Source organism: Flavobacterium sp. GT3P67 (genome assembly GCF_004349155.1).
GTDB lineage: Bacteria > Bacteroidota > Bacteroidia > Flavobacteriales > Flavobacteriaceae > Flavobacterium > Flavobacterium ranwuense.
In genome coordinates this window covers 130,654-155,153 of record NZ_SMLF01000009.1, presented here as the reverse complement: position 1 = coordinate 155,153, position 24,500 = coordinate 130,654, and the positions used below count along the sequence as shown (strand labels likewise).

The window sequence follows — 24,500 nt, the reverse complement described above, 5'->3', positions numbered from 1 at the left end:
AAATTGGTTAAATTTAACCAAAAAATACACCTCATTTGAAAACATATGTAAAGAAAAGTTTAAAAATTTTCCTTTGGATAATAGGAACCATAATCCTGTTGTTCTTAATTCTGTTTGTGACGATTCAAATTCCCTCCGTTCAGAATTATGCCAAAGGAAAAGCGGTTGCTTATCTGGAAGGAAAAATTAAAACCAAAGTGAGGGTCGATAGTCTGGCGATTGAATTTCCCAAAAAAGTAATTCTCGTAGGCGTTTATTTTGAAGATCAAAAAAAAGACACTCTTTTTGCGGGAGAAAAGTTAGCTGCCGATATCAGTCTGTTTCAATTGGTAAACAATAAAATCGAAATCAACTCCTTAGAATTAGTAGGAATTTCGGCCTATTTAAATAGAGATTCCAAAGCTGTTTTTAATTTTGATTATATCATAAAAGCGTTTGCTTCGCCAGAGAAACAAAAGAGTGATTCACCACCCATGCAGTTTTCTGTAGCAGAAATTAAGCTCGACCGTATTAAGTTTAACTATACCGATGCCGTCACAAAAAATGATATTTATGCCAATCTAAAGCATTTTGAGACGAAAATTAAAACCTTCGATTTAGATGAAATGAACTTTGAAATTCCAAAAGCTAAAATCAATGGATTAAAATTCCAATTAAAGCAAGGTTTGGTTCAAATATCCAATGCGACCAAAGTAGCAGCGATAAAAAACGAACCGGAATCCATCTTAAAATTAAAATTGGGTGAAATTGATTTCGCAAAAATTGATTTCGATTATGAAAGCGAGGAAACCAAGCTATCCACTAATTTTTATTTGAAAAAACTAAACGCTAAAATTGATAAAATTGACCTTAACAATCAATTCGCAATTATTGAAAGTCTTGATTTAACTGGTGTGGAAGGTACTTTGACTTTTGATAAATTAGATAAAATCAGACCTAAAAAAGAAACTGTAAATGACGAATCGAACAACTGGGAAGTCAAAATAAAGAAAACGGAATTCAAACGAGTAAATTTCCGTTACGACAATAATACTATTGTAACAGTTCAAAAAGGAATCGATTACAACCATTTAAATCTTACCAATTTAAACTTACAAGTGGATTTACTGAATTACAATCCCGAAAATATTTCCGGCGTTGCCAATTCATTAACCGTTAAAGACAAAAGCGGTTTAAACATTCAATCCTTTAATGCGGAATTTTTCTATGGCAAAAAGAATGCTTTTCTTAAAAAATTATATTTAAAAACACCTCAAACGGAACTGAAAGATGAAATTAAAATTGGATATCCTTCCATTGAATCTTTAGCCAGAAATCCGGGAGAATTAGGACTTATTGCCAATTTGAAAAAAAGCAAATTGGGGATTAAAGATATTTTGCTTTTTGCTCCAACGCTAGTAAACGTAAATCCGTTTATGAGCAATCCCAATGCGATATTGCTAGTCAATGGAACTGTAAAAGGAAAATTAAAAAACATTGAATTTCCATCTATTGAGATCAGAGGTATTGGAACTACAAAAGTAGCGGCAAGCGGCAGAATCATCGGTTTACCGGATGTCAACAAAGCCTATTTTGATTTAAATATTAAAGATTTACAATCCGGTTCGAAAGATTTTGTTGGCTTTTTGCCTAAAGGAACCATTCCAAATTCGATTCAGTTGCCGTCAAAGTTTAGCGCCAAAGGAATTTTTAAAGGAACTATTGCTAATTTCAATACTAATATGAATATAGCAAGTAGCTTTGGAAATGCAAAAATCAAAGCTACATTCGACCAAAGCAGAAAAAACTACGAGAAATATGATGCCCAAACGGAACTTAATAATTTTGATTTAGGGAAATTTATCAAAAACGACTCCATTGGAAAAGTAACTTTAAAAGCCAATATAAAAGGGACTGGATTTGATCCAAAAACAGCAACTGCATCTTTAAACGGAAATATTCTAAAAGCATATTATAATAAATACACGTACCAAAATGTAGCCGTAAAAGGGACTATTCGCAACGGAAATTTCAATGCAACTGCTTTCGCAAAAGATCCTAATCTAACTTTTGATTTGGTGAGCAGCGGAAGTTTTAAAGACAAATATCCTACCGGAAAATTAAAATTGAATGTGGATATCGCTGATTTAGAAAAACTAAATCTGCACGCTGGCCCATTAAAAATAAGAGGCGTTGTAGATGCAGATATTCAGTCGGTAAATCTTGATTACCTCAACGGAACGGTATATGCACGCAACATTACCATAGTAAATGCAAAAGAAGAATTTGTAATTGATTCTATTAGCGCAGTGGCAACTTCCACCGCTGAAAAGAATACATTAGTAATAAAATCTCCGTTTTTGGATGTGGACGCCAATGGAAAATACAAGTTGTCAAAAATAACGACTGCATTATCAAATTCTATTGCAAAGTATTATGACAGTAAACCAAATTCAAGAAAAACAGCAGTTGAGAAACAAGAATTTGTTTTTAAAATTGGCGTAAAAGACAGTCCAATTCTATTAAAACTTATTCCTGAGTTGAAAAGTCTTGAACCTATTAATATACAAGGACGATACAACTCTGTTAACGATTCTATTGTTATGAATGGCACAATTCCAAAATTAATTTATGGAGAAAACACCATTACAAACGCTGTCCTTAAAGTGGATACCAAAGACAATTCACTTGTTTACAGTTTTATTGTTGATGACATTCAAAACAAACAAATTCAATTGCCTCACACCAATATTTCGGGGAAAGTGCAAAATAATATTGTGGATTATACCTTGCAATTAAAAGATTTAAAAGACAAAGAAAGATACTTAATTACAGGAACATTAAAAGCTACAAACGGAAACAACGAAATAAATCTTGATCCAAATAATTTGTTACTGAACTATGAATCTTGGAAAATAGCACAAGACAATTTGATTCGCTTTGGTAAAAAAGGGATTTATGCTGATAATTTCGAATTGAGTAAAGACGGAAGTAAAATCCTTATACAATCACAATCTCAGGAAGCAAATGCACCAATCGCAATTGATTTCAAAGATTTTGATATAAAAACCATTACCAGTATCGTTGAGAAAGATGATTTACAAATGAGTGGTAAAATCAATGGAAATGCATTGGTAAAAAATATAAGTACCTCACCTCTTTTTACTTCGGATTTGAATATTGAGAATTTTACTTTCAAAAAAGATACGATCGGAAACATCAGTATCAAAGTAAACAATGCGATTGCCAACCAATATGATGCCGTAATCGCAATTACTGGTCAGGGAAATCAAGTCAATTTAGAAGGAAATTACAAGGCTACTGACAGCAGTTTTGATATGAATCTCGATATTGATAAATTGAACTTAAAAAGTATTCAGGGCTTTACATTGGATAACATTACAGAAAGCACTGGATTTTTGACAGGGGATTTTAAAATAACCGGAAATACCACTCAGCCCAAAGTAATTGGAGAATTACAGTTCAATGAAATTGGTTTCAAAGTGAAGCAGCTCAATGCTAAATTCAAGTCACTAAACGATAAAATTGTATTTACACCCAATGCTATTCTTTTCGATAATTTTATTATTAAGGATGAAAAAGACAATGATTTAGCCATCAACGGAAAGATTGACAGTGCCAATTTCAGCAATTTTGGGTTTGATTTAGCCATCGATGCTGATAATTTCAAGGCCGTCAATTCTAAAGCAAAAGACAATGATTTGTATTATGGCGAATTATACTTGGACAATCACTTAAAAGTAACAGGTAATTTTGATAATCCTATTGTAGAAGGAAACATCAAAATTAATAAAGACACTAAATTCACTATTGTTTTACCACAATCAGATCCGTCAATTGCGGATAGAGAAGGCATCGTAGAATTCATTGACCAAGACAATCCGAAATTAGTCGAGACCATTGTCATGGATGAATTGAATAGTGAAATGGAAATAAAAGGAATCAATGCTTCAGTAAATATTGAGATTGATAAAGATGCCGAAATATCGATTGTGATTGACAAAGCCAACGGAGATTTTCTAAAATTAAAAGGGGAAGCGCAATTGAACGGCGGTATTGATCCGTCAGGAAAAACAACGCTGACTGGTAGATATGAATTATCCGAAGGGAGTTATGAAATGAATTTTAATGCCATCAAAAGAAAATTCGACATCAAAAAAGGAAGTTATATCCTGTGGACTGGTGAGCCTACAACTGCTGATATCAATATCACCGCGGTTTATAAAACTGAAGCTGCTCCAATTGATTTGATAAATGATCAATTAGGAGATGTCACTGCCGAAGTGAGAAATACTTACAAACAAAAAATTCCTTTTGAAACCGAATTGAAAATGAATGGTGAATTAATGAAACCAAACATTTCTTTTGATATCATTTTACCTGAGGGAAATAATAGTGTTTCAACAGAAATTATCAATGCTACACAAGCTAAATTGACGCAACTGCGTCAGCAACCGGATGAATTAAACAAACAGGTTTTTGCCTTACTGCTACTGAATCGTTTTATTGGAGAAAACCCATTTGCCAGTGAAACCGGAGGAACAAGCGTTTCGTCACTAGCAAGAGAAAGTGCCAGTAAAATTTTGTCGCAACAACTTAATAATTTGGCTGGTGATTTAATTGAAGGTGTAGAACTCAATTTCGATTTGAATACTTCTGATGATTATACAACCGGTCAACGAGAAAACAAAACCGATTTGAGCGTAGGAATTTCAAAGAAATTACTAAATGACCGATTGAAAGTAACTGTGGGAAGCAGTTTTGGAATTGAAGGACCGCAGCAAGTCAATCAAAACGCCAATAATATTGCCGGTGATGTTTCGATAGATTATCAACTATCAAAAGATGGAAGGTATAAAATAAGGGCATATCGCATAAATAAATATCAAGTAGCACTTCAAGGGGAAGTTGTGGAGACCGGAATTGCTTTTATTATCACTATGGATTACAATAAATTCAGTGAATTATTTCGCAAAAGTGAAGCAAAAAAAGCAAAACGAAAAAATAAATAAAAGTTTTTGCACCATTAAGAAGTTAAGAAAATAGACCAATCGATTTTCCTTAATGAAACTTAATTCCTTAATGGTTTAATTTTTTTTTAATAAATACTAAAATTGATGAACAAGAGCCATTTACTATATTTTCTTTTTTTAGGATTGTTCGTTTCCTCCTGCAGCAATACCAGATTTCTGCCTGAAGGTGAACTGCTGTATATTGGTGCTAAAGTAACCGTGGAAGGAAAAGAAACCTCTAAAAAAGAAAAAAAAGCATTAAAAACGGCATTAAAAGATGTACTTAGACCAAAGCCTAATTCCTCGATTTTGGGATTAAGACCTAAACTATATATCTACAATTTGGCTGGGACGCCAAAGAAAGAAAAAGGATGGCGCAACTGGTTGAGAACTAAAGTAGGCGAAGCACCCGTTTTATACAGCCAAGTGGACTTAGAATACAACAAAAGTGTTTTGCAAAACTTTGCCGAAAACAGTGGCTATTTCAATACAAAAACTGCAGCAGATTCAACCCGACATGGTAAAAAAGCAACCGCAGAATATATCGTAAAACCCGGAAAACAATATAAAATTAAAGAAGTAAAATTCCCCACGGATTCATCTATAATTTCGACTGCGGTTCGCAATACCAGACGAAGAAGTCTGCTAAAAAAAGAAGAAGGTTACAATCTTGATGCCATCAAAGAAGAAAGAATTCGCATTGACGCCAGATTAAAAGAAAAAGGATTCTTTTATTTCAATCCCGATTATCTTAAAGTACAAGTGGATACAACTGTTGCAGATCATCAGGTAGATCTTATTGTAAAAGTAAAAGATGAAGCTCCAAAACTGGCAGAGACACCATACAAAATCAATAAAATTATCGTTTATCCAAACTATTCGATCGGTTCTGACAGTGTAAAAACCAATATGGATTCCATCAAAAAATACAATGATTTAACCATTATTGATCCGGAGAATTTATTCAAACCCCGTATTTTTGACAGAGCATTGTATTTCAAAAAAAACGATTTGTACAACCGTACCGATCATAATTTATCCTTGAATAGATTAGTAAATCTTGGAACTTTCAAATTTGTAAAAAATCAATTCAGGGTTTCTGATACGACTGGAAATTATCTGGATGCGTATTATTATCTGACACCTTTACCCAAAAAATCAATACGACTGGAAGTATTAGCCAAAACGAATTCCGCTAATTATACAGGAACCGAACTCAATTTAAACTGGAGCAATCGAAATACTTTTAGAGGCGCTGAATTGCTTACTATCTCTGCTTTTGGCGGTGTTGAAGTACAAGTTTCCGGACAAAATAATGGGTTTAATGTTTATAGAGTCGGAACCGAAGCCAATTTAGTTTGGCCTAGATTTGTTGCTCCTTTTGAACTAAATCCTTCCAGTGGTTTTGTACCAAAAACAAAAGCTACATTAGGATATGAATTCCAAAACAGAACCAATTTATATTCCCTGCAAACTTTCAAAGGTTCATTTGGTTATTTATGGAAAGAAAATGAACGAAAAGAACATTTATTGAATGTTACTGAGATTACGTATGCCAGTCCGCAAAATGTTACTGCTTTGTACCAAGAACAAATTCTTGCAAATGAATCCTTGGGAAAAGTAATTGAAAAGCAATTGATTTTTGGACCAACCTATTCCTATACCTACACGAACACACTACAAAAAAGAAAGAAAAATACTTTTTATTACAAAGGATCTATCGACTTAGCTGGAAACGTGGCAGGATTAGTTTCAGGTGCGAATGTTCAAAAAGGGGATACCATTAAATTATTTGATGTTCCGTTTAGCCAATTTATCAAAATAGAAAATGATTTCAGACATTATTATAAGTTCAGTCCCGATGCACAATTGGCCAGCCGAATTATTGTAGGGGCTGGATTTGCTTACGGAAATTCAGCTGAAATGCCATTTATAAAGCAGTTTTTCATTGGTGGAACCAATAGTTTACGAGCCTTTAGAGCACGTTCTATAGGTCCGGGAAGTTTTGATGGTGCATCAACGAATACCACTGCTTTTTTACCCGATCAATCCGGTGATATAAAATTGGAATTTAATACCGAATACCGAGCTAAAATCTACGGATTGGTGAAAGGTGCTTTGTTTATAGATGCCGGAAATATCTGGCTATTGAATGAGAATTCCGATAAACCAGGGGCGAAATTTTCAAAAAAATTCCTGAATGAAATAGCCGTTGGAGCCGGAGCCGGTTTGCGTTTCGATTTCTCGTTTCTGATTCTTAGAACGGATTTCGCCTTCCCTATTCGGAAACCGTATTTACCCGATGGCGATCGTTGGGTTTTAGATCAAATTAATTTTGGAAGTGGCACTTGGCGAAAAGAAAATTTGATTTTCAACTTGGCTATTGGTTACCCTTTTTAAAAACTATACAGTCTGCATAAAAAAAGAGCACGAAAATCATCGTGCTCTTTGTTTATAAAAGGTATTCTTAATTTCTTATTTAGTCCACCAAGAATAATGCATTGCTGAACAATAGATTTCCGTTTTCCCAGAAACCTCTAAACAACGGATTGTCAATCATGTAGATTACTTCTCCATTTTCTTTTTTGTCCACCGCAAAACTTACCGTATTATTCAATTTCTTTTTGATTTCATTACCAACAAAACCATAACTCTTATAATCTTTAGGCACGTAAACAACATTTGTCGCTTTTTTCAATAATGAATAATGTCTGTCATCCGTTTTTAGACTGAAATATTTATCTCCTAAACCAAAAGACATCGGATGCGTTTTATTTAAAAAATTCTCAATGATAGCACCAGGAATCGATTTAGAAATAGACCTGCGCTCCGTTTCCTGAAAATCTAAAAATCGCTCTTTTAATTCATTTTCTGAAGCCTCTTTTTCGGAACTAAGTTTATCCTCATCCGTAGCAAAAGGACTCAAAGCATATCCTTCTTTTCCTTCAAATAAACTAAGGGCACTATTCATGGCAATTACTTTTCCTCCATTTTTAACCCATTCTCCAATTTGTTTTTGTTGATCTTCAGAGAAATTGTAATACCCATCAGGCAATATCAATGTATTGTAATTGTATAATTTTATTCTTTTAAAATTATCAGCATCCACAACACTTACCGGATATCCCACCGTTTCTTCAAGATAATACCAAACAGAACCAAATTCAGTAGAACCAACTCCTTTGCCTGACAGTAAAACAATTTTAGGTGCTTTCAATAAATTAAAATTTTCACCGCCAACATCTTTAGAATTTGAAGAAAAACCGGTTAAGATATAATTAAAATCTGTTTTTATTTTCACGAGCTCAGTAATCGTTTTTTCAAAGTCAACTACTTTAGGATTATCTGTTTTGGTAACTAGCAAACCACCTGGCTCAACAGTTGTATCACCAAAAACGGCTTTTTTCATAGCCGATCGCACTTTGATATTATTTTGGTGCAACAAAGACAAAACCTGAGCTGAAATTCTGTTATTCCACGGAATATGAAACGCATATACATTTTGAGGAATCGTTTTTTCCATCCTCTCAATTGACGCTTTTGTTTTGATGGACAAACTGTTTTTCAACGCATATCCTTCAACTCCATACGCCAAGGGCAAAGCCCAAGAGGTAATATCGTACGATAAACTGTCATTCAGTTTTTGGTTTGGTTCAAAAAGCACTTGCGCAAAAACGGCTTTTTGTTGGTCTACTTTTACAATTAAATCATTGGGTTCAATCGTAAAACCTTTCTCTGACTTGGTGTTGTAATTGAATCCAGAAGCTTTTTGACTGGCATCGGCATAACTGAATGCTACATTATTTTTTTTTAACAAATCCGCCATTTGAACTAACTTCGGATTGTTTTTCATCACATACATTTTATAATTTCCTTTAACTGTTTTTCGGGAATTATTCATAAAACCTCTAAATCCTTTCAACAAAACATCCGCTTGAGATGCCGCCGATTCCACAACCGTTAAAACTGCTGTTGCGTGATGCGTTAATCGGTCTTTTATAGTCAAATTGATACCGTTACTCATCACAACTTCTCTTCCTGCTCCTATTCCGCCTTGTTCCAATGTCATTCCTACAGCTCCGTTATAAGTAGGATACGTATCGCCATAACTTGGATAAAACAAATCAAAACGTTCACCGGTATTGTACATCCAATTTTGAGCATCGAATTTTTTAGAAATATTTTTACCTAAAGTGTAATGGAAATCTTTCTGGTACTTCTCAATATATTCGTGCAACGGTTCCGCAGATGGGGGAAAGAAATACGGAGAATCGTATCCCATTTCGTGCACATCCGTATGAACTTGCGGCATCCATTGGTTGTACAATGCAATACGCTGTTGCGTTTCCGGTTGCGTTTGCCAAGCCCAATCCCTATTTAAATCAAACATATAATGGTTGTATCTGCCGCCCGGCCAAACTTCCATATGCTCTCTGTCTGATAATTCCGGATGCGTTTTTTTACCTGAAATTTCTCTTAACCAGTTCCCGTATCTGGAATATCCATCCGGATTAATGCATGGATCAAGGATTACAATCGTGTTCTCTAACCACTTTTTAGTTTCAGCATTCGAAGGATTTACTAATTCGTAAGCCACTGTCATAGCGCTTTCGGTTCCGGCAAATTCATTTCCGTGAACATTAAAACTCAACCATACGATTAACTTATCGCCAATCATTTGGGATTTATTCTCAGATAAACCAATAGCTGCTAAATTGTTGTTTCTAATTTGTTCCAAATTAGCCAAATTCTCCGGACTGGAAATAAAATACACATTCAAATCCCTTTGTTCCGGAGTAACTCCGTATTTCTGGTGTTTGATGAAAGTGGACTTTTCCGTAAGATGCTTGAAATAATTTTCAGCCTGATGATAATAGCTTATTTGTTTTCCGTAATTGGGCAAAAATTGAGAAGGACTTTGCACTTGCGAATGAACACTCAGCACCAAAGTTAGCATTAGATAAAAAGAAAAAACGGTCTTTCTCATATTGTTTTGGGTTAGTTATGCTTCAAAAATAGCCATTTACGAAGTATTGTACAAGCTAAATTTTAGATTAATGAAATATTGATTTTACCATACCCTTAGTTTTTATTAATTCATTATTTGTTGAAGAATAATAGCAATATTCATTATTAAAAAAACAATATTATTCTGTTTTGGATTAGTATCATTGCTACATTCTATTATATTTGCAGACAACAAAATTCACACTACAGATGGAAGAATGTATCTCAGTTTTTGACATGCTAAAAATTGGTGTTGGACCTTCGAGTTCGCACACACTTGGACCTTGGAGAGCTGCCGAACGCTTTCTTGGCGAATTGAGAAACGAAAATTTAATTCATGCTGTAAACAGGGTAAAAATAGATTTATACGGTTCTCTTTCCTTAACTGGAAAAGGACATGCCACGGATTTAGCCGTAATGCTGGGGTTAAGCGGACAAGATCCGGAGTACATTCCCGTAGAAAATATTGATGTAATTATCAAATCCATTGAATCTAAAAACGAAATTAATTTAGGAAACGAAAAACCAATTCCTTTTTATTTCCTCCAAGACATCGTTTTCAATAAAAACTTCCTTCCTTTTCATGCCAATGGAATGACTTTTACGGCCTATATGACTGATGACAGCCAATACGTCTCCACCTTTTATTCTATTGGTGGCGGATTTGTGGTTAAAGAAGAACGCATCAACGCCAAAAAGAAAATCCAGATAAAATGTGCTTTTCCTTATCCAATTGAGAAAGCGGCAGAACTATTGGATTATTGTAAAAAAGAGAACAAATCCATATCGGAAATCGTTTATGAAAACGAAAAATCGATGCGTACCGAAGCAGTTATCGATCATGAATTGATGCGCATTTGGAAAACGATGCTCGAATGCATGTACATTGGCTGTCATTCTGAAGGGATTCTTCCCGGAGGATTAAACGTGCGCCGTCGTGCTTTTGATATGCACCAAAAATTAATCGGTTTATCCAATTATAATTCACCACAAACTTGGTTGGAACAGATTAGATTAACCGAAGTGAAATTTCGCCAAATCCTGAAATGGGTTTCTTGTTTTGCCCTTGCGGTAAATGAAGTAAACGCTACTTTAGGTCGTGTAGTTACGGCTCCAACAAATGGAAGTGCGGGCGTAATTCCGGCCGTTTTGATGTATTATTTAGTGATTGAAAACCACAATGCTGGAGAAAAAGAAATCAAACAATTCCTGATGGTTGCCGGAGAAATAGGCAGTATTTTCAAGAAAGGTTCTACAATATCTGCAGCAATGGGTGGTTGTCAGGCCGAAATAGGCGTTTCTTCCTCGATGGCTGCCGCCGCTTTATGCGAATTGATGGGCGGAACTCCCGAACAGGTTTTAATGGCTGCCGAAATCGCGATGGAACATCACTTGGGATTGACTTGTGATCCTATTGGCGGTTTGGTTCAGATTCCGTGTATTGAACGAAATACGATGGGTGCCATAAAAGCCATTAATGCCGCTGAATTAGCCCTGGAAACCGACCCAAAAAACGCAAAAGTACCTTTGGACAAAGTGGTGGACACGATGTGGCAAACGGCCAAAGACATGAACAACAAATACAAAGAAACTTCCGAAGGTGGATTAGCAATTGCCGTGAATATGGCGGATTGTTAAGCGGGTTGTTTTTTTGTTTTAAGTAAGTTTTTTATTTTTACAACCTAAAATTAAAACACTGATAATCTATACTTTGCTTATTTACACTATATTTAACCAATACCTTTTAATTTAAATAAAAAGCAATGGAAATCAATTGGATAATAGTTGGCATAGTAATCTTTTTTGTGGTGATTTTGATCGCATTTCTTATTAGAAAAAATCAAAAGGAGAAAAAAAAGTACACCCATTTTTTAAACAATGATTACAAAAAAGCAAACGAAGAAGAGTCAGACTTGAATGACGAAACCTATTAACTTGTATTCTTGAAATCTTGTAAAAACCAGTAGAAATTATTTCACTTCTCATGAAAAATGAACCCAAAACTATTTTCTTCGGGTATCAATAAGATGTATGATTTTCCACGTGTTATCTTTTTTGAACAATGTAAAAGCATTCACTCCTTTGTGACTTAATTTTCCATTTACATAAAACTCATAAGGTGTCCAAGCATGTGCCATGCTTCCATCTACTTGAATAGAATAACTCAGGATTTTTTCCTGAAACTTTAATTCGGCAGGAATAGAAGCTATCGATTTAAAAAACGCTTCCGGTTTTTCATTAGATAATTTGGTGCCTTTCGCATTTTCTGCAATAGATTGTAAAATCATCGTATCCTCACAAAAAGCCTGTAATTTCAAAGTATCTTTGGCATGAAAAGCTTCGAAAAAAGTTTCAACCACTTTTTGAATTTCTTGATTTTGAGCCTTGGAATTAGCGGATATAAACAATACAACAATCAATAAAAATTTCTTCATGTTTTCTATTTTATTTAATTTGTACAACAAATAACATTACTGTTACATTTTTGAGTTAAAAATATACATTTTATTACCTTTACAATCTTAAAATAACAAATATGTCTGTAGCAAAAAAAGATTATAAAAGGATTACTACAAAATCATTGATTGAGATGAAAGCCAATGGAGAGAAAATTTCGATGCTTACCGCATACGATTACACCATGGCAAAAATCGTTGATACAGCCGGAATTGATGTAATCTTAGTGGGTGACTCCGCTTCGAATGTAATGGCTGGTCATGAAACGACTTTGCCAATTACTTTGGACCAAATGATTTATCATGCGTCATCTGTTGTGAGAGCAATCGAAAGAGCCTTGGTTGTCGTGGATTTACCATTTGGAAGTTACCAATCAGATCCGAAAGAAGCCTTGCGCTCTGCCATCAGAATCATGAAAGAAAGTGGTGGTCATGCCGTGAAACTGGAAGGTGGAAAAGAAATAAAAGAAAGCATAAAAAAAATATTAAACGCAGGAATTCCAGTTATGGGACATTTGGGTTTAACCCCACAATCTATTTATAAATTTGGAACCTATACCGTTCGTGCCAAAGAGGAAGAAGAAGCTGATAAACTAATAGAAGATGCTAAATTGCTGGAAAGATTAGGTTGTTTCGGATTAGTATTAGAAAAAATTCCTGCTCATTTAGCTGAGAAAGTAGCTCAAAGTATCTCGATTCCAGTAATAGGGATTGGTGCAGGTGGCGGTGTTGACGGACAAGTTTTGGTGATTCACGACATGTTAGGAATGAACAATGAATTTAGCCCGCGCTTCTTGAGAAGATACATGAATTTATACGAAGGAATGACAACTGCCATTGGTCAATATGTTGCTGATGTGAAATCAAGTGATTTTCCTAATTCCAGCGAACAATATTAAATTAGACTTCTTAGATTATTAGACTTTTAGATTCAATGTCTAAAAGTCTAAGAAATCCAACCATCTAAAAATCCAAATGAAAATAGTTTCGAATAAAAATAACCTTCAAATTCTTCACGAAGACAATCACCTTATTGTGGTAAACAAGCGTGTAGGCGATATTGTGCAAGGCGATAAAACCGGTGATAAACCATTATCGGATGTAGTAAAAGAATACATCAAAGACAAATACAACAAACCTGGGGAAGTATTTCTAGGTGTGGTGCATCGTTTGGACCGACCGACAACCGGAATAGTCGTTTTTGCCAGGACCAGTAAAGCGTTAACGAGAATGAATGAATTGTTCAGCAACCGTGAAACTCAAAAAACGTATTGGTGTATTGTTAAAAATAGACCGTCAAAGCCCGAGGATAAACTCGTTCATTTCCTAAAACGAAACGAAAAAAACAATACTTCAAAAGCGCATTTAAAAGAAGTTCCTGACAGCAAATTAGCCAGTTTAGATTATAAAATCATCAAGGAACTCAACAATTATTTCGCTCTGGAAATCAATCTTCATACGGGCAGACACCATCAAATCAGGGCACAACTTTCGGCTATTGGCTCACCGATAAAAGGCGATTTAAAATATGGTTTTGACCGAAGCAATCCTGATGGAGGAATCCATTTGCATGCCCGAAAACTAGTTTTTATACATCCTGTTACCAAAGAAAATATAGAAATCATCGCACCAACACCTGATGATGTGATTTGGAATGCAGTCTAATCTTATTACTATGTTTCAATTAAAAATGCAACAAAAACAATACTTTACAGGCTTATACATTATAAAACAGGAATAATTATTCCTGTTTTATTTATTTTTTTTATTTTAGAATATAGAGTTGGATTAAAATAATAATTATGTAATTTTAAATTAAAATCATCCAATGAAGTATCATACAGAAATTGCTTTCCGAAAAGAGTCTCTTAAAAAATTATTGCACAACATTATAGAAAATGAAGAAGCAATCATTAAGGCTTTGTACGATGATTTTAAAAAACCTGCTTTTGAAGCTGTTTTAACAGAAACAAATTATGTGATTAGTGACTTAAAAGAAACCATAAAAAACATCGATTCTTGGGCAAAGCCAAAGAAAGTTTTTGCTTCTCTTTTAAATTTTCCTTCATCAGATTATATTTATAGTGAACCTTACGGTAATGTATTGATTCTTTCTCCATGGAATTATCCTTTTCAATTGGCTTTATGCCCGCTTGTGGCGGCTGTTGCTGCCGGAAACAAAGTAACCTTAAAACCATCTGAACTTACACCGAATACTTCGAATATTATTTCAAAAATTATAAGCGAAACTTTTGCGATAAAAGATGTTGTTGTGGTAACTGGAGATGCAACAATCGCTCAAGAATTATTAAATCAACGTTGGGACTATATTTTTTTCACCGGAAGTGTTGCCGTTGGGAAAATAGTGGCGAAAGCTGCTGCCGAAAATCTAACACCTGTTACGCTCGAATTAGGCGGAAAAAGTCCTTGTATTGTTGATGAGACTGCTAATTTAGAATTAAGCGCCCGACGCATTGTGTGGGGGAAAATCATAAATGCCGGACAAACCTGTGTTGCACCTGATTATATTTTGGTTCACCATAAAATGAAGGATACTTTCGTAAAATTACTGATTCAAGAAATTGAAAAAGCATTAGGAACAAATCCGGAAGAATCTTCAGATTTTGCCAGAATTATCAATTTGAAAAACTGGCAGCGTCAATTAAGTTTATTGGAAAATCAGAAAATACTTTTTGGCGGGCAATCTAATAAAGAGACATTATTCCTGGCTCCTACTTTACTTGACGAGCCAAACATGGATAGTGTAGTGATGAAAGAAGAAATTTTTGGTCCTATACTTCCTATACTTTCTTATCAATCGAAATCAGATATTGAAAAAATAATTTCAAGCTTTGAAAAACCATTATCATTCTATTTATTTTCCCAAAACAAATCTTTTATCGATGAAGTGTTGCATAAATATTCTTTTGGTGGCGGTTGCATTAATGATACGGTAATTCATTTGGCTAATAATCGTTTGCCTTTTGGCGGTGTTGGAAATTCCGGAATGGGAGCTTATCATGGAAAACTAAGTTTTGATATTTTTTCTCATAAAAAAGCTATTGTAAAAAAAGGAACTTGGCTGGATTTACCCATGCGTTATGCGCCTTATAAAGACAAATTAAAAACCATTCAAAAAGTATTAAAATGGTTGTAACTAATGAAAAAACCAGTAAGCGCAGGACTCGTTGCGCATAATTTTATGATAAGCATGGCAGCTATAAATTATGATACGTGTCCAATGGAAAATTTTGATTCACTGAGAATTAAAAAAATATTACATTTACCGGCTTCTTCAGAAATAAACATGATTTTAGGCTGCGGAATAAGAGATGAGCAAGGAGCATACGGGGAACGATTCAGAGTCTATTTTAAAAAATAAAAAACTAACAAACCAAATAATACCAAAACCAAATGATTAGAACTACACAAGACCGAATTGAGGAAATAAAAAAGAATGGTTACACCTTAGATTTTGGAAATGTATTCAACCATGCATTCGAAAATTATAAAAAAATTGCATTGTATGGCGGTTTAGTATTTTTTGTTTTTATGATACTGATGAGTATTTTTGCTATTGTTGTACTCTTCTCCATTTTTGATGCCAAAACTGTTTTAGAAAAATTAAAACCTGAAAATTTAAAACCAGAAAATTTAAGTTTAAACTCCATGTTAATATTCTCAGGAGTCTCTCTTTTAATAACGTGTTTGCTTAGTCCCTTTTCTGCAGGATTAATAAAAATGGCATATTGTGCCGAAAGAGATGAAGAATTTCATGTATCGACCATGTTTGAATATTACAAAGCTCCTTATTTTAAAGAACTATTTATTGCAACATTTTTGGTTACTATCGTTAGCTCCATACTATCAGCTGTAATTAATTATGCACAAATACCAGTTCTTGAATTTGTTGTTTCAATAACGATAGGCTTATTTACCATTTTAATGATTCCGCTTATTATTTTTGGAAAGCTCAAAGCTGTTGAAGCTATTCAAGCCAGTATTCTAATTGTTTCTAAACAGCCTATAGTTATATTAGGTTTATTTGTTGTTGGAATTATAGCTGTTTTGGTTGGATTAATTGGATGTTGCATCGGAATCGTTTTTACTATTCCATTTATGTATTCGTTGTATTATGCAATTTATAGTGAAATTATAGGATTTGAAAGTGAACCGGAATTTGAATAAAAAATCTAAAATAAAATATACTTTTTGAATAAAAAACCAAGAAAGAAATACTAATCTGTTTTGGTTTTTAATAATTTTTTTTTCCTATATTGACCCTCAAAAAGATAGGACCCCAAGTCTACGCTTTAAAAAACCTCCTAAAAAAAACCTATGGTGTTATACTATAGCCTATTAACAGTACCATTCCGAAATTTTACTTTTTCTTGGATACTAAGTCTTTTGAATTTAAATCAATTTCTGTTAATTAGCCCTTTCCAATTTGACAGTATTTCTTTACTTTGGATTTTATTACCCCTTTTGATCGGTTTTGGTTTTGCATTAGTTTATAATTTTTTCAAAATTAAAACTATTATGAACAAAGATATTACGGCAAATTACAATGAATTGGATGCCATACAAAAAGAATATCAACTGTATATATTATTCTTGGGAATTTTAGTGCCTTTTCTTGAAATCAGTTTTGAAATTTTCAAAATCAGATCAAAAAGCCTATTGATATTGAATTGTAGTATTGGTTTTTCAATCTTGTGTTTGTATTTTCTAAGTACAAAAATAAAATTTATCTATCGAAATATTCAAAATATATTTATTTTAATATTCATACTCTATTTTAGCTTAATATCTCGAAATATCATTTTATTCCCTCTTGATATTATACCTCTAGTAGCTTTTTTAGTCTACTTTTTCTTTTCATACAATATTATTAAACCAATAAAATTATACTGGATTTTTGTCTCATTCATTTTTATTTTTTTAAGTATTCTTTTTATTTTTGAGTTAGTGCCATTCAAATCTAATATTATTTTATTCAATTATTCTCTAATAGCATTGATTATAAACCACATAAGACACATATCTTTATTAAATATTAAAGATAAAATTAGATTTGCTAATGAAATTGTAAATAAAGGAAACTCGTTGATTATTGCAACAAACCGAAAAGGCGGAATTGTCTTTTGCAGTGAAAATGTAAAATCAATTTTAGGATATACTGTTGATCAAGTCATGGGATTAGGTTATTGGAAAGTCACCGAAGATACTGAGTTTTTTAGTGACGATTATCAAACTGAATTTAAAGATGACAGGGTTTTTATCCGTAAACTTAAATGTAAAAATGGAGAATATAAACACATTCAATGGAGCGATAAAAAATTTTCTGAGGATTTAATTATAGGTATTGGTCAGGATGTAACCAATGAAATCCATTTACAAAATCAATATAAAAATTTAATTCAGAATGCTATTGATCTTATTTTTGAGGTAGATGAAAACGGTAATTTCATATTTATTAACGAATTTACTATCAAAACTTTAGGGTACAAAGAAAAAGAAATACTGACCAGACATTATTTAGAATTCATACGCAAGGATTACTGCAATAGCATCATGGATTTTTACCAGAGCTTGTTAGAAAATGAGCAAAACTTTCCAACGATTGAATTTCCTTTATTAAAAAAGAATGGAGAAGAATTGTGGGTTTCACAAAAAGTAATCATTAATCGAAATGAGACAGGAAAAATAGTAGGATATTCTGGTATTGCTAGAGATATAACTAAATTCAAGGATATTGAATTTGAAAATAAAATTCGTCAGAAAAAATTAGAAGAATATAACAAAACGATTAAAAAACTATCGACTACAAACTTTAGTAATTACAAGAATCTAGACAGTAGTATAATGCAAATCATTGAATCTGCTTCAAAAGTTTCTAAAAGCAATCGAGTAAGTTATTGGAAATATACAGAAGATACAATCACCTGTGAAAATTTATATAACTTAGATAATAATTCATATTCTAAAGGCTATGTCTTAGAAAAGAAAAATTATCCTATCTATTTTGAGTCGATAAAAAACAAAACGCAAATCTGTGCTCCTGATGTTTTTAATAAGTGGGAAGTGTCTGAATTTACGGAAAGTTATTTTTTAAAAAATGACATCAAATCATTACTTGATATTCCAATTTTTATTAATGGTGAATTATCAGGAACAATCAGCTTTGAAACTGCAAAAACGCAAAGAAACTGGGACAATGATGACATTATTTTCGCCAGAACTATTTCGGATATTATATCGTTGACTATGATTTCTCACAGTCGATATGAAACTGAAAAAAAATTAGAATATAAGAGTGAACTTTTATCTGCAATGACACTTTGTACCGAGAAATTTTTGAACAGCAATGACATTAACGACATTTTCTCAGATGTGCTTATTATAATGGGCAAAGCAACTAAATCTCATAGAGCATATTACTATGAAAATAATGAAAACACAGGATTAATAAGTCAAAAATACAGATGGTTAATCAATAGTATCAGATTAACGGAAAACAATACTAAGCTTCAAAATTTACCACATGAGTTCTTTGAAGAACTATTAACTCCACTTTTAAACAACAAAATTTACAAAGCAATAATCCCAAAAATAAAAAATCCTTCTCTTAGAAAGAAATTGGAAAATGTAGATTCTGTTTCAATTATCCTTTTTCCAATTTTCGTAAAAAACAAGTTCCATGGCTTTTTGGGATTTGATGATACTCAAAATGAAAGATACTGGTCAGAAGATGAAGAAAATATTTTACAAACATTAGCCAGTAACATCGCATCTTCGATTGAGCGTATTTCTAACGAGACCGCTATTAATGAAAGCGAAGAGAAATTTAGATTATTAGCGAATAATATTCCTGGGACGGTTTATTTATCTAAATATGATGAGAAAAACACTAAAATTTACATTAATGATGAAATTGAAAAACTAACAGGGTACCCAAAATCAAATTTTCTTACCGATAAATTATCATTCATTGACTTAATTCATCCAGAGGATAAAATAAATACAATTGCAGCACAAAAAAAGGCAATAGAAAATAAAAGAGCCATTCACTTAACTTATCGAATTATACATAAAGACAACCGTATTGTTTGGGTAGAAGAATTTGGAGATGCCATTTACAAAGAGGGGGAAATTGCATTTATAGAAGGTATTTTTATTGATATTACAGAGAGAAAACATACTGAGACCGTAGTACAAGAAAAGGAATTAGCCGAAGCAGCCAACAAAGCAAAATCCGAATTTCTAGCTAATATGAGTCATGAAATCAGAACTCCATTAAATGGAATAATCGGTTTTACTGATTTGTTAATGAAAACTCATCTTGGAAAAACCCAAGAGAAATACATGATTACCATAAATCAATCGGCTCATTCTTTATTATATATCATAAATGACATTCTTGATTTCTCAAAAATAGAAGCCGGAAAATTAGATTTATACATTGAAAAATATGACATTAAGGAACTATTGAATCAAATTATGGATTTAATAGTATATCAATCCAATCAAAAAAAATTAAGTTTAGAACTGAATATAGCACCCGATGTTCCTAAATATTTTTGGACAGACGGTGTTCGTTTAAAACAAATATTAATTAATCTTTTATCTAATGCAGTAAAATTCACAGAAAAAGGCTCTATAAAATTAAATGTTTCCATTATTGAAAAAATAGATGATTCCAGAGCCAATTTTCTTTTTACAGTTATTGATACGGGTATTGGAATACAAGAAGAAAACAAAAAGAAAATATTCAATGCTTTTTCTCAAGAAGACAGCTCAACAACCAGAAAATTTGGTGGTACCGGTTTAGGCCTCACCATTTCAAACCAGTTATTAGGCTTAATGAATTCGCATTTGCAATTAGTAAGCACGGTTAATTTTGGCAGCGCCTTTTATTTTTATTTAGATTTAGAAATTAGTAATGGAATATCAGAAGATGTAAAGCAAATTACAATTCCTGTTATTACTAATGAGATTGTAGGCAAACCGGATATAAGCTCAAAAAAAATAAAAATAATGATTGTTGAGGACAATAAAATCAATATGCTATTGCTTAAAACAATCATTAAAAACTTAACTGTAAACTCCACTATTTTTGAAGTTATAAATGGCAAAGATGCGGTAGAGCAATTTGAAGCGATAAATCCTGATATTATTTTTATGGATATCCAAATGCCAATCATGAATGGGTATGAAGCTACACAATTAATTAGAACTTTAAAATCAGGGCAAAATGTACCTATCATTGCAATAACTGCAGGTACCGAAAAAGAAGAAAAAGAAAAATGTCTTAAAGCAGGAATGAATGATTATATTCCAAAACCAATTATAAAAGGAATCATTGAAGAAGCAATTTCTAAATGGACCAGTTAACATCTTCGAAAAAAGAATATTTATTGTTTTAAATTATGTAATTTTATATTTATAAATTCATTGCTAACTAAAAATCAACTGAATATGAAATGGATAGGCAGACGTTCAAGTGAAAATTTTGAAGACCGAAGAGGAATGTCCTCAGGAGGGAAAACAATTATAGGAGGTGGAATTATCGGTATTATTATCTTGTTATTGAATATTTTTGGTGGAGAAAATGCCCAAATGCTTACTCCAATATTGGAACAAATGAATCAAGGACAAAGTGCTCCCACTGAACAAAGAGCCTTAACTGCAGCAGAAATTGAAGAAGGCAAATTTATAGAAGCGATATTAGTAGATACAGAAGATGTTTGGGGAAAAATATTTCAGGAAAATAACATGCAATATGAAAGACCCAATTTACTATTGTTTACTGATGCAGTAGAAACTGCCTGTGGTAATGCTACATCTGCTTCGGGTCCTTTTTATTGTCCCGGTGACAAAAAAGTGTATATGGACTTGGCTTTCTTTGAAGAGCTGAAAACTAGATTTGGTGCTCAGGGAGGTGATTTTGCTACTGCCTATGTAATTGCACACGAAATAGGACATCATGTACAAACCTTACTGGGAACTTCTAACAAAATGAGGCAAATGCAAGAAGGTAAAAGTGAAGCCGAAGCCAATAAATTATCTGTAGCTTTAGAATTACAAGCTGATTTTTACGCAGGAGTTTGGACGCATTACAATCAAAAAATGAACAATTTCTTGGAGGAAGGCGATATTGATGAAGCTTTAAGCGCAGCACATGCTGTGGGTGATGATGCAATTCAATCTAAAATACAAGGACATATTGTTCCGGAATCCTTTACTCACGGGACTTCCGCACAACGAAAAGCTTGGTTCATGAAAGGGTATAAATCGGGAGACATCACGCTAGGAAATACATTTGCAGAAATAGACTAAAAAAGTGATCAGTGGTCGGTGGTCAGTCAAACCTGAATACTAAATACTAACTAATGTTTGTTACGGTTTAAAACGAAGTACGATACTTTATTGAAACAAAGTTTACTAATCAAAACCACATCGGAAAATTAGCAGTACCTTTGCGCCCAATTAAAAAAGTAACCTAAATAATAGTGTTTACTTTATAAACGCTATTTATGTCATTCAACTCATTAGGCTTATCTGATGCTTTACTAAAAGCCATCAGCAAAAAAGGATATTCAACACCTTCTCCAATACAACAGAAAGCAATTCCACCCATTTTAGAAGGTAAAGATGTATTAGCATCTGCGCAAACAGGAACAGGAAAAACAGCCGGTTTTACATTGCCTATTTTACAAATATTATCACAAGGTCAACAATTGCGACAAAGACCTATTCGTGCCTTAATATTGACCCCAACAAGAGAATTAGCAGCACAAATACTTGCCAATATAAAAGAATACAGTGAGTTCTTAGACTTACGCAGCACCGTTATTTTTGGAGGTGTAAACCAAAATCCACAAGTGACGCAATTGCGTCAAGGAGTTGATATTTTAGTTGCCACTCCAGGTCGATTAATCGATTTGCAAAATCAAGGTTTAATATCGCTTGCAAAAGTTGAAATCCTAGTTTTAGATGAGGCTGATCGTATGCTAGACATGGGTTTCGTACGAGACATTGAGCGCATTATAAAAGTATTACCTTCAAAAAGGCAAAACTTGATGTTTTCGGCAACCTTTTCAACAGACATCAAAAAATTGGCCATGGGCATTTTGCACCATCCCGTTCATGTTGAAGCGACCCCAGAAAACACAACCGTGGATGCTATTATTCAAAAAATATATCCTGTTGCCAAAGAGAAAAAAACAGAACTGATCATTAAACTGATTACGGAAGGAAACTGGAAGCAGATTTTGGTTTTTACCCGTACCAAACAAGGCGCCAATAAACTGACGGAAAGCATGATTAGTGCCGGAATCAAAGCAGCAGCTATTCACGGAAATAAAGGGCAAGGCGCACGAACTAAAGCCTTAGCGGGTTTCAAAGACGGAAGCTTAACGGCTTTGGTCGCCACTGATATTGCCGCTCGAGGTTTGGACATCCCGTTGTTACCGCATGTGGTTAATTTTGAATTGCCTAATATTCCTGAAGATTACGTCCACCGTATTGGTAGAACCGGAAGAGCTGGAGCAAGTGGAGAAGCCATTTCGTTGTTTAGTCCAGACGAAACTGTCTTTTTACGCGATATAGAAAAATTAGTTGGCTTGAAATTGCCGAAAGAAAACATCAAAGGTTTTGAGCCAGATCCTAACGCGTCAACGGAACCAATCAAACAAGGACAAGGAAGGCAACAACGCAATTCAACTCCTAAGAAACCAAAAATCGATACTACAAACCGTAGCAGCAACAACAGTTTTGGTCCAAGACGTCCGAGTCAAAATAATGACAGACGTTCCAATAGATAACAACTAAGAAAATACATTTTCTTTTTTTAGGAGCAGAATGATTTCGTTTTTTAAGAACGTATTTCCCGCTATACACTACAATCCTTGTGAGGGCTAAACGCCAGCCCTCACAAGGTTTTTCGTTTCTATCGGGGCTATTTAGAGCGTTTTTGCTTTCATAATACTATTTAGTAAATTCATCTCACAAATCTACAATAGCCAGCTAACTTGTGAGAAAAAAAGAATATATTTGAGATAATATAGTATGGCTGTTGTCATATATATCTACCCAAAATTGGGGGTTTGATATGATTTTGTTATACATACGAGTTGTGAGTCACCTTCAAAAAGTGTAAATAACAACATTTATTTTACAATTTTTTGTTAAGAGATTAGCTCACTTAAAATAGTTTGATAAATTTACTAAAATTAAAGAATTATAAAAATACAAATAATGGATTTAGATAAAATTTGCTATAAAAACACACCTATCAAGAAAGTAATATTTAGAATTGATTTTTTAGCAAAGGTTACTGAACTAAATGAATCACTTCCAGTTGCTATAACGGATGTTATAAAAAATTCATTCCCAATTGCAGAACCTAAAGATGTTGTTGCTCGCACATTGCAAATTTCCAACACAGATGTTTCTGAAAAAAATATAAATGTTAAAGAATGGCATTTTCATACAGAAGAAAGAAATGCAACATTGATTATTAAAGAAGATAGCTTCGCTATCTTAATTAATAATTACATTTCTTTCGAGAAAATTAAACAAGTGTTATCTGAAATTATTAATGTTTTTTTTAGTCATTACACTGGTTTACTTTCAAGAAGAATTGGTTTGCGTTATATAAATGAAATAAATATTGATGGAGAAAGTCCTTTTGAATGGGATGAAATGAATACATTAATCCAGATTTAACCTCTATTTTTCGTGTTACTCAAAATCAAAAAAATATTATAAGAGCATTTCATAATTTGGAAATAAAAAATGATGAAATTATGTTAAAATTTCAATATGGGATGAATAATCCTGATTATCCAGCAGTTATAAAAAAGAAAAGTTTTATTTTGGATTTTGATGCTTCTTTTACTGGTATTTTAAAGCATCACGAAATAGACACCTATATTATGAAACAACATTCTGAAATTCAAAAACAATTTGAGTTTTCTATAACTGAAAAATTACGTGAGAAATTTGGCTTAAATTAAAAAAT

The 24,500-nt window shown here is 33.2% G+C and carries 16 protein-coding genes; 14 read left to right on the top strand and 2 right to left on the bottom strand.

The window, feature by feature from the left end; genetic code table 11:
• Positions 1-35: 35 nt before the first annotated feature.
• Together E0H99_RS14370 and E0H99_RS14365 are read left to right on the top strand one after the other, a co-directional pair.
• Positions 36-5,012, top strand: coding sequence for a translocation/assembly module TamB (locus E0H99_RS14370; RefSeq protein WP_131997006.1), 4,977 nt, complete (start codon positions 36-38; stop codon positions 5,010-5,012).
• Between the two features lie 105 nt (positions 5,013-5,117).
• On the top strand, positions 5,118-7,412 hold the full coding sequence (locus E0H99_RS14365; protein WP_131997003.1) for a BamA/TamA family outer membrane protein: 2,295 nt from the start codon (positions 5,118-5,120) through the stop codon (positions 7,410-7,412).
• Between the two features lie 79 nt (positions 7,413-7,491).
• Here the strand turns inward: E0H99_RS14365 and E0H99_RS14360 are convergent, their stop codons facing one another.
• A complete protein-coding gene (locus tag E0H99_RS14360) occupies positions 7,492-9,999 on the bottom strand; it encodes a M14 family zinc carboxypeptidase (protein ID WP_131997000.1) in 2,508 nt (835 codons plus the stop codon).
• A gap of 230 nt (positions 10,000-10,229) precedes the next feature.
• On the opposite strand from E0H99_RS14360, the gene E0H99_RS14355 reads away from it, so the two are divergent.
• Positions 10,230-11,657 (top strand): L-serine ammonia-lyase, encoded by a 1,428-nt coding sequence (locus E0H99_RS14355; protein ID WP_131996997.1) that lies wholly within the window; start codon positions 10,230-10,232, stop codon positions 11,655-11,657.
• A gap of 125 nt (positions 11,658-11,782) precedes the next feature.
• Positions 11,783-11,953: a FeoB-associated Cys-rich membrane protein gene (locus E0H99_RS17265; protein WP_165930218.1), complete on the top strand. Its 171-nt coding sequence runs from the start codon at positions 11,783-11,785 to the stop codon at positions 11,951-11,953.
• A gap of 69 nt (positions 11,954-12,022) precedes the next feature.
• On the opposite strand, the gene E0H99_RS14350 is transcribed toward E0H99_RS17265, so the two are convergent.
• On the bottom strand, positions 12,023-12,454 hold the full coding sequence (locus E0H99_RS14350; RefSeq protein WP_131996994.1) for a nuclear transport factor 2 family protein: 432 nt from the start codon (positions 12,452-12,454) through the stop codon (positions 12,023-12,025).
• Between the two features lie 101 nt (positions 12,455-12,555).
• Between E0H99_RS14350 and panB the strand changes: the two genes are divergently transcribed.
• The 10 genes from panB to E0H99_RS17575 all read left to right on the top strand — a co-directional run bounded on the left by panB (position 12,556) and on the right by E0H99_RS17575 (position 24,495).
• Entirely contained in the window at positions 12,556-13,374 is an 819-nt protein-coding gene (gene panB, locus E0H99_RS14345; protein ID WP_131996991.1) for a 3-methyl-2-oxobutanoate hydroxymethyltransferase, read from the top strand.
• Between the two features lie 76 nt (positions 13,375-13,450).
• Positions 13,451-14,140, top strand: a complete 690-nt coding sequence (locus E0H99_RS14340; protein ID WP_165930308.1) for an RluA family pseudouridine synthase — start codon at positions 13,451-13,453, stop codon at positions 14,138-14,140.
• Between the two features lie 163 nt (positions 14,141-14,303).
• Positions 14,304-15,632, top strand: coding sequence for an aldehyde dehydrogenase (locus E0H99_RS14335; RefSeq protein WP_131996985.1), 1,329 nt, complete (start codon positions 14,304-14,306; stop codon positions 15,630-15,632).
• A gap of 3 nt (positions 15,633-15,635) precedes the next feature.
• A complete protein-coding gene (locus tag E0H99_RS14330) occupies positions 15,636-15,857 on the top strand; it encodes a nitroreductase family protein (RefSeq protein WP_240723492.1) in 222 nt (73 codons plus the stop codon).
• 32 nt (positions 15,858-15,889) lie between these two features.
• Complete coding sequence (locus E0H99_RS14325) at positions 15,890-16,663, top strand: hypothetical protein (RefSeq protein WP_240723491.1); 774 nt, start codon at positions 15,890-15,892, stop codon at positions 16,661-16,663.
• A gap of 150 nt (positions 16,664-16,813) precedes the next feature.
• Entirely contained in the window at positions 16,814-20,869 is a 4,056-nt protein-coding gene (locus E0H99_RS14320) for a PAS domain S-box protein (RefSeq protein ID WP_131996982.1), read from the top strand.
• 84 nt (positions 20,870-20,953) lie between these two features.
• Positions 20,954-21,814: a neutral zinc metallopeptidase gene (locus tag E0H99_RS14315; RefSeq protein ID WP_131996979.1), complete on the top strand. Its 861-nt coding sequence runs from the start codon at positions 20,954-20,956 to the stop codon at positions 21,812-21,814.
• 197 nt (positions 21,815-22,011) lie between these two features.
• The gene (locus E0H99_RS14310; protein WP_131996977.1) at positions 22,012-23,301 is read left to right on the top strand and encodes a DEAD/DEAH box helicase; all 1,290 of its coding nucleotides are present in this window, start codon (positions 22,012-22,014) and stop codon (positions 23,299-23,301) included.
• A gap of 433 nt (positions 23,302-23,734) precedes the next feature.
• Complete coding sequence (locus E0H99_RS17580) at positions 23,735-24,205, top strand: TIGR04255 family protein (RefSeq protein WP_131996974.1); 471 nt, start codon at positions 23,735-23,737, stop codon at positions 24,203-24,205.
• Entirely contained in the window at positions 24,190-24,495 is a 306-nt protein-coding gene (locus E0H99_RS17575) for a TIGR04255 family protein (protein ID WP_131996971.1), read from the top strand. Before E0H99_RS17580 ends, E0H99_RS17575 begins: the two co-directional genes overlap by 16 nt.
• Positions 24,496-24,500 lie beyond the last annotated feature (5 nt).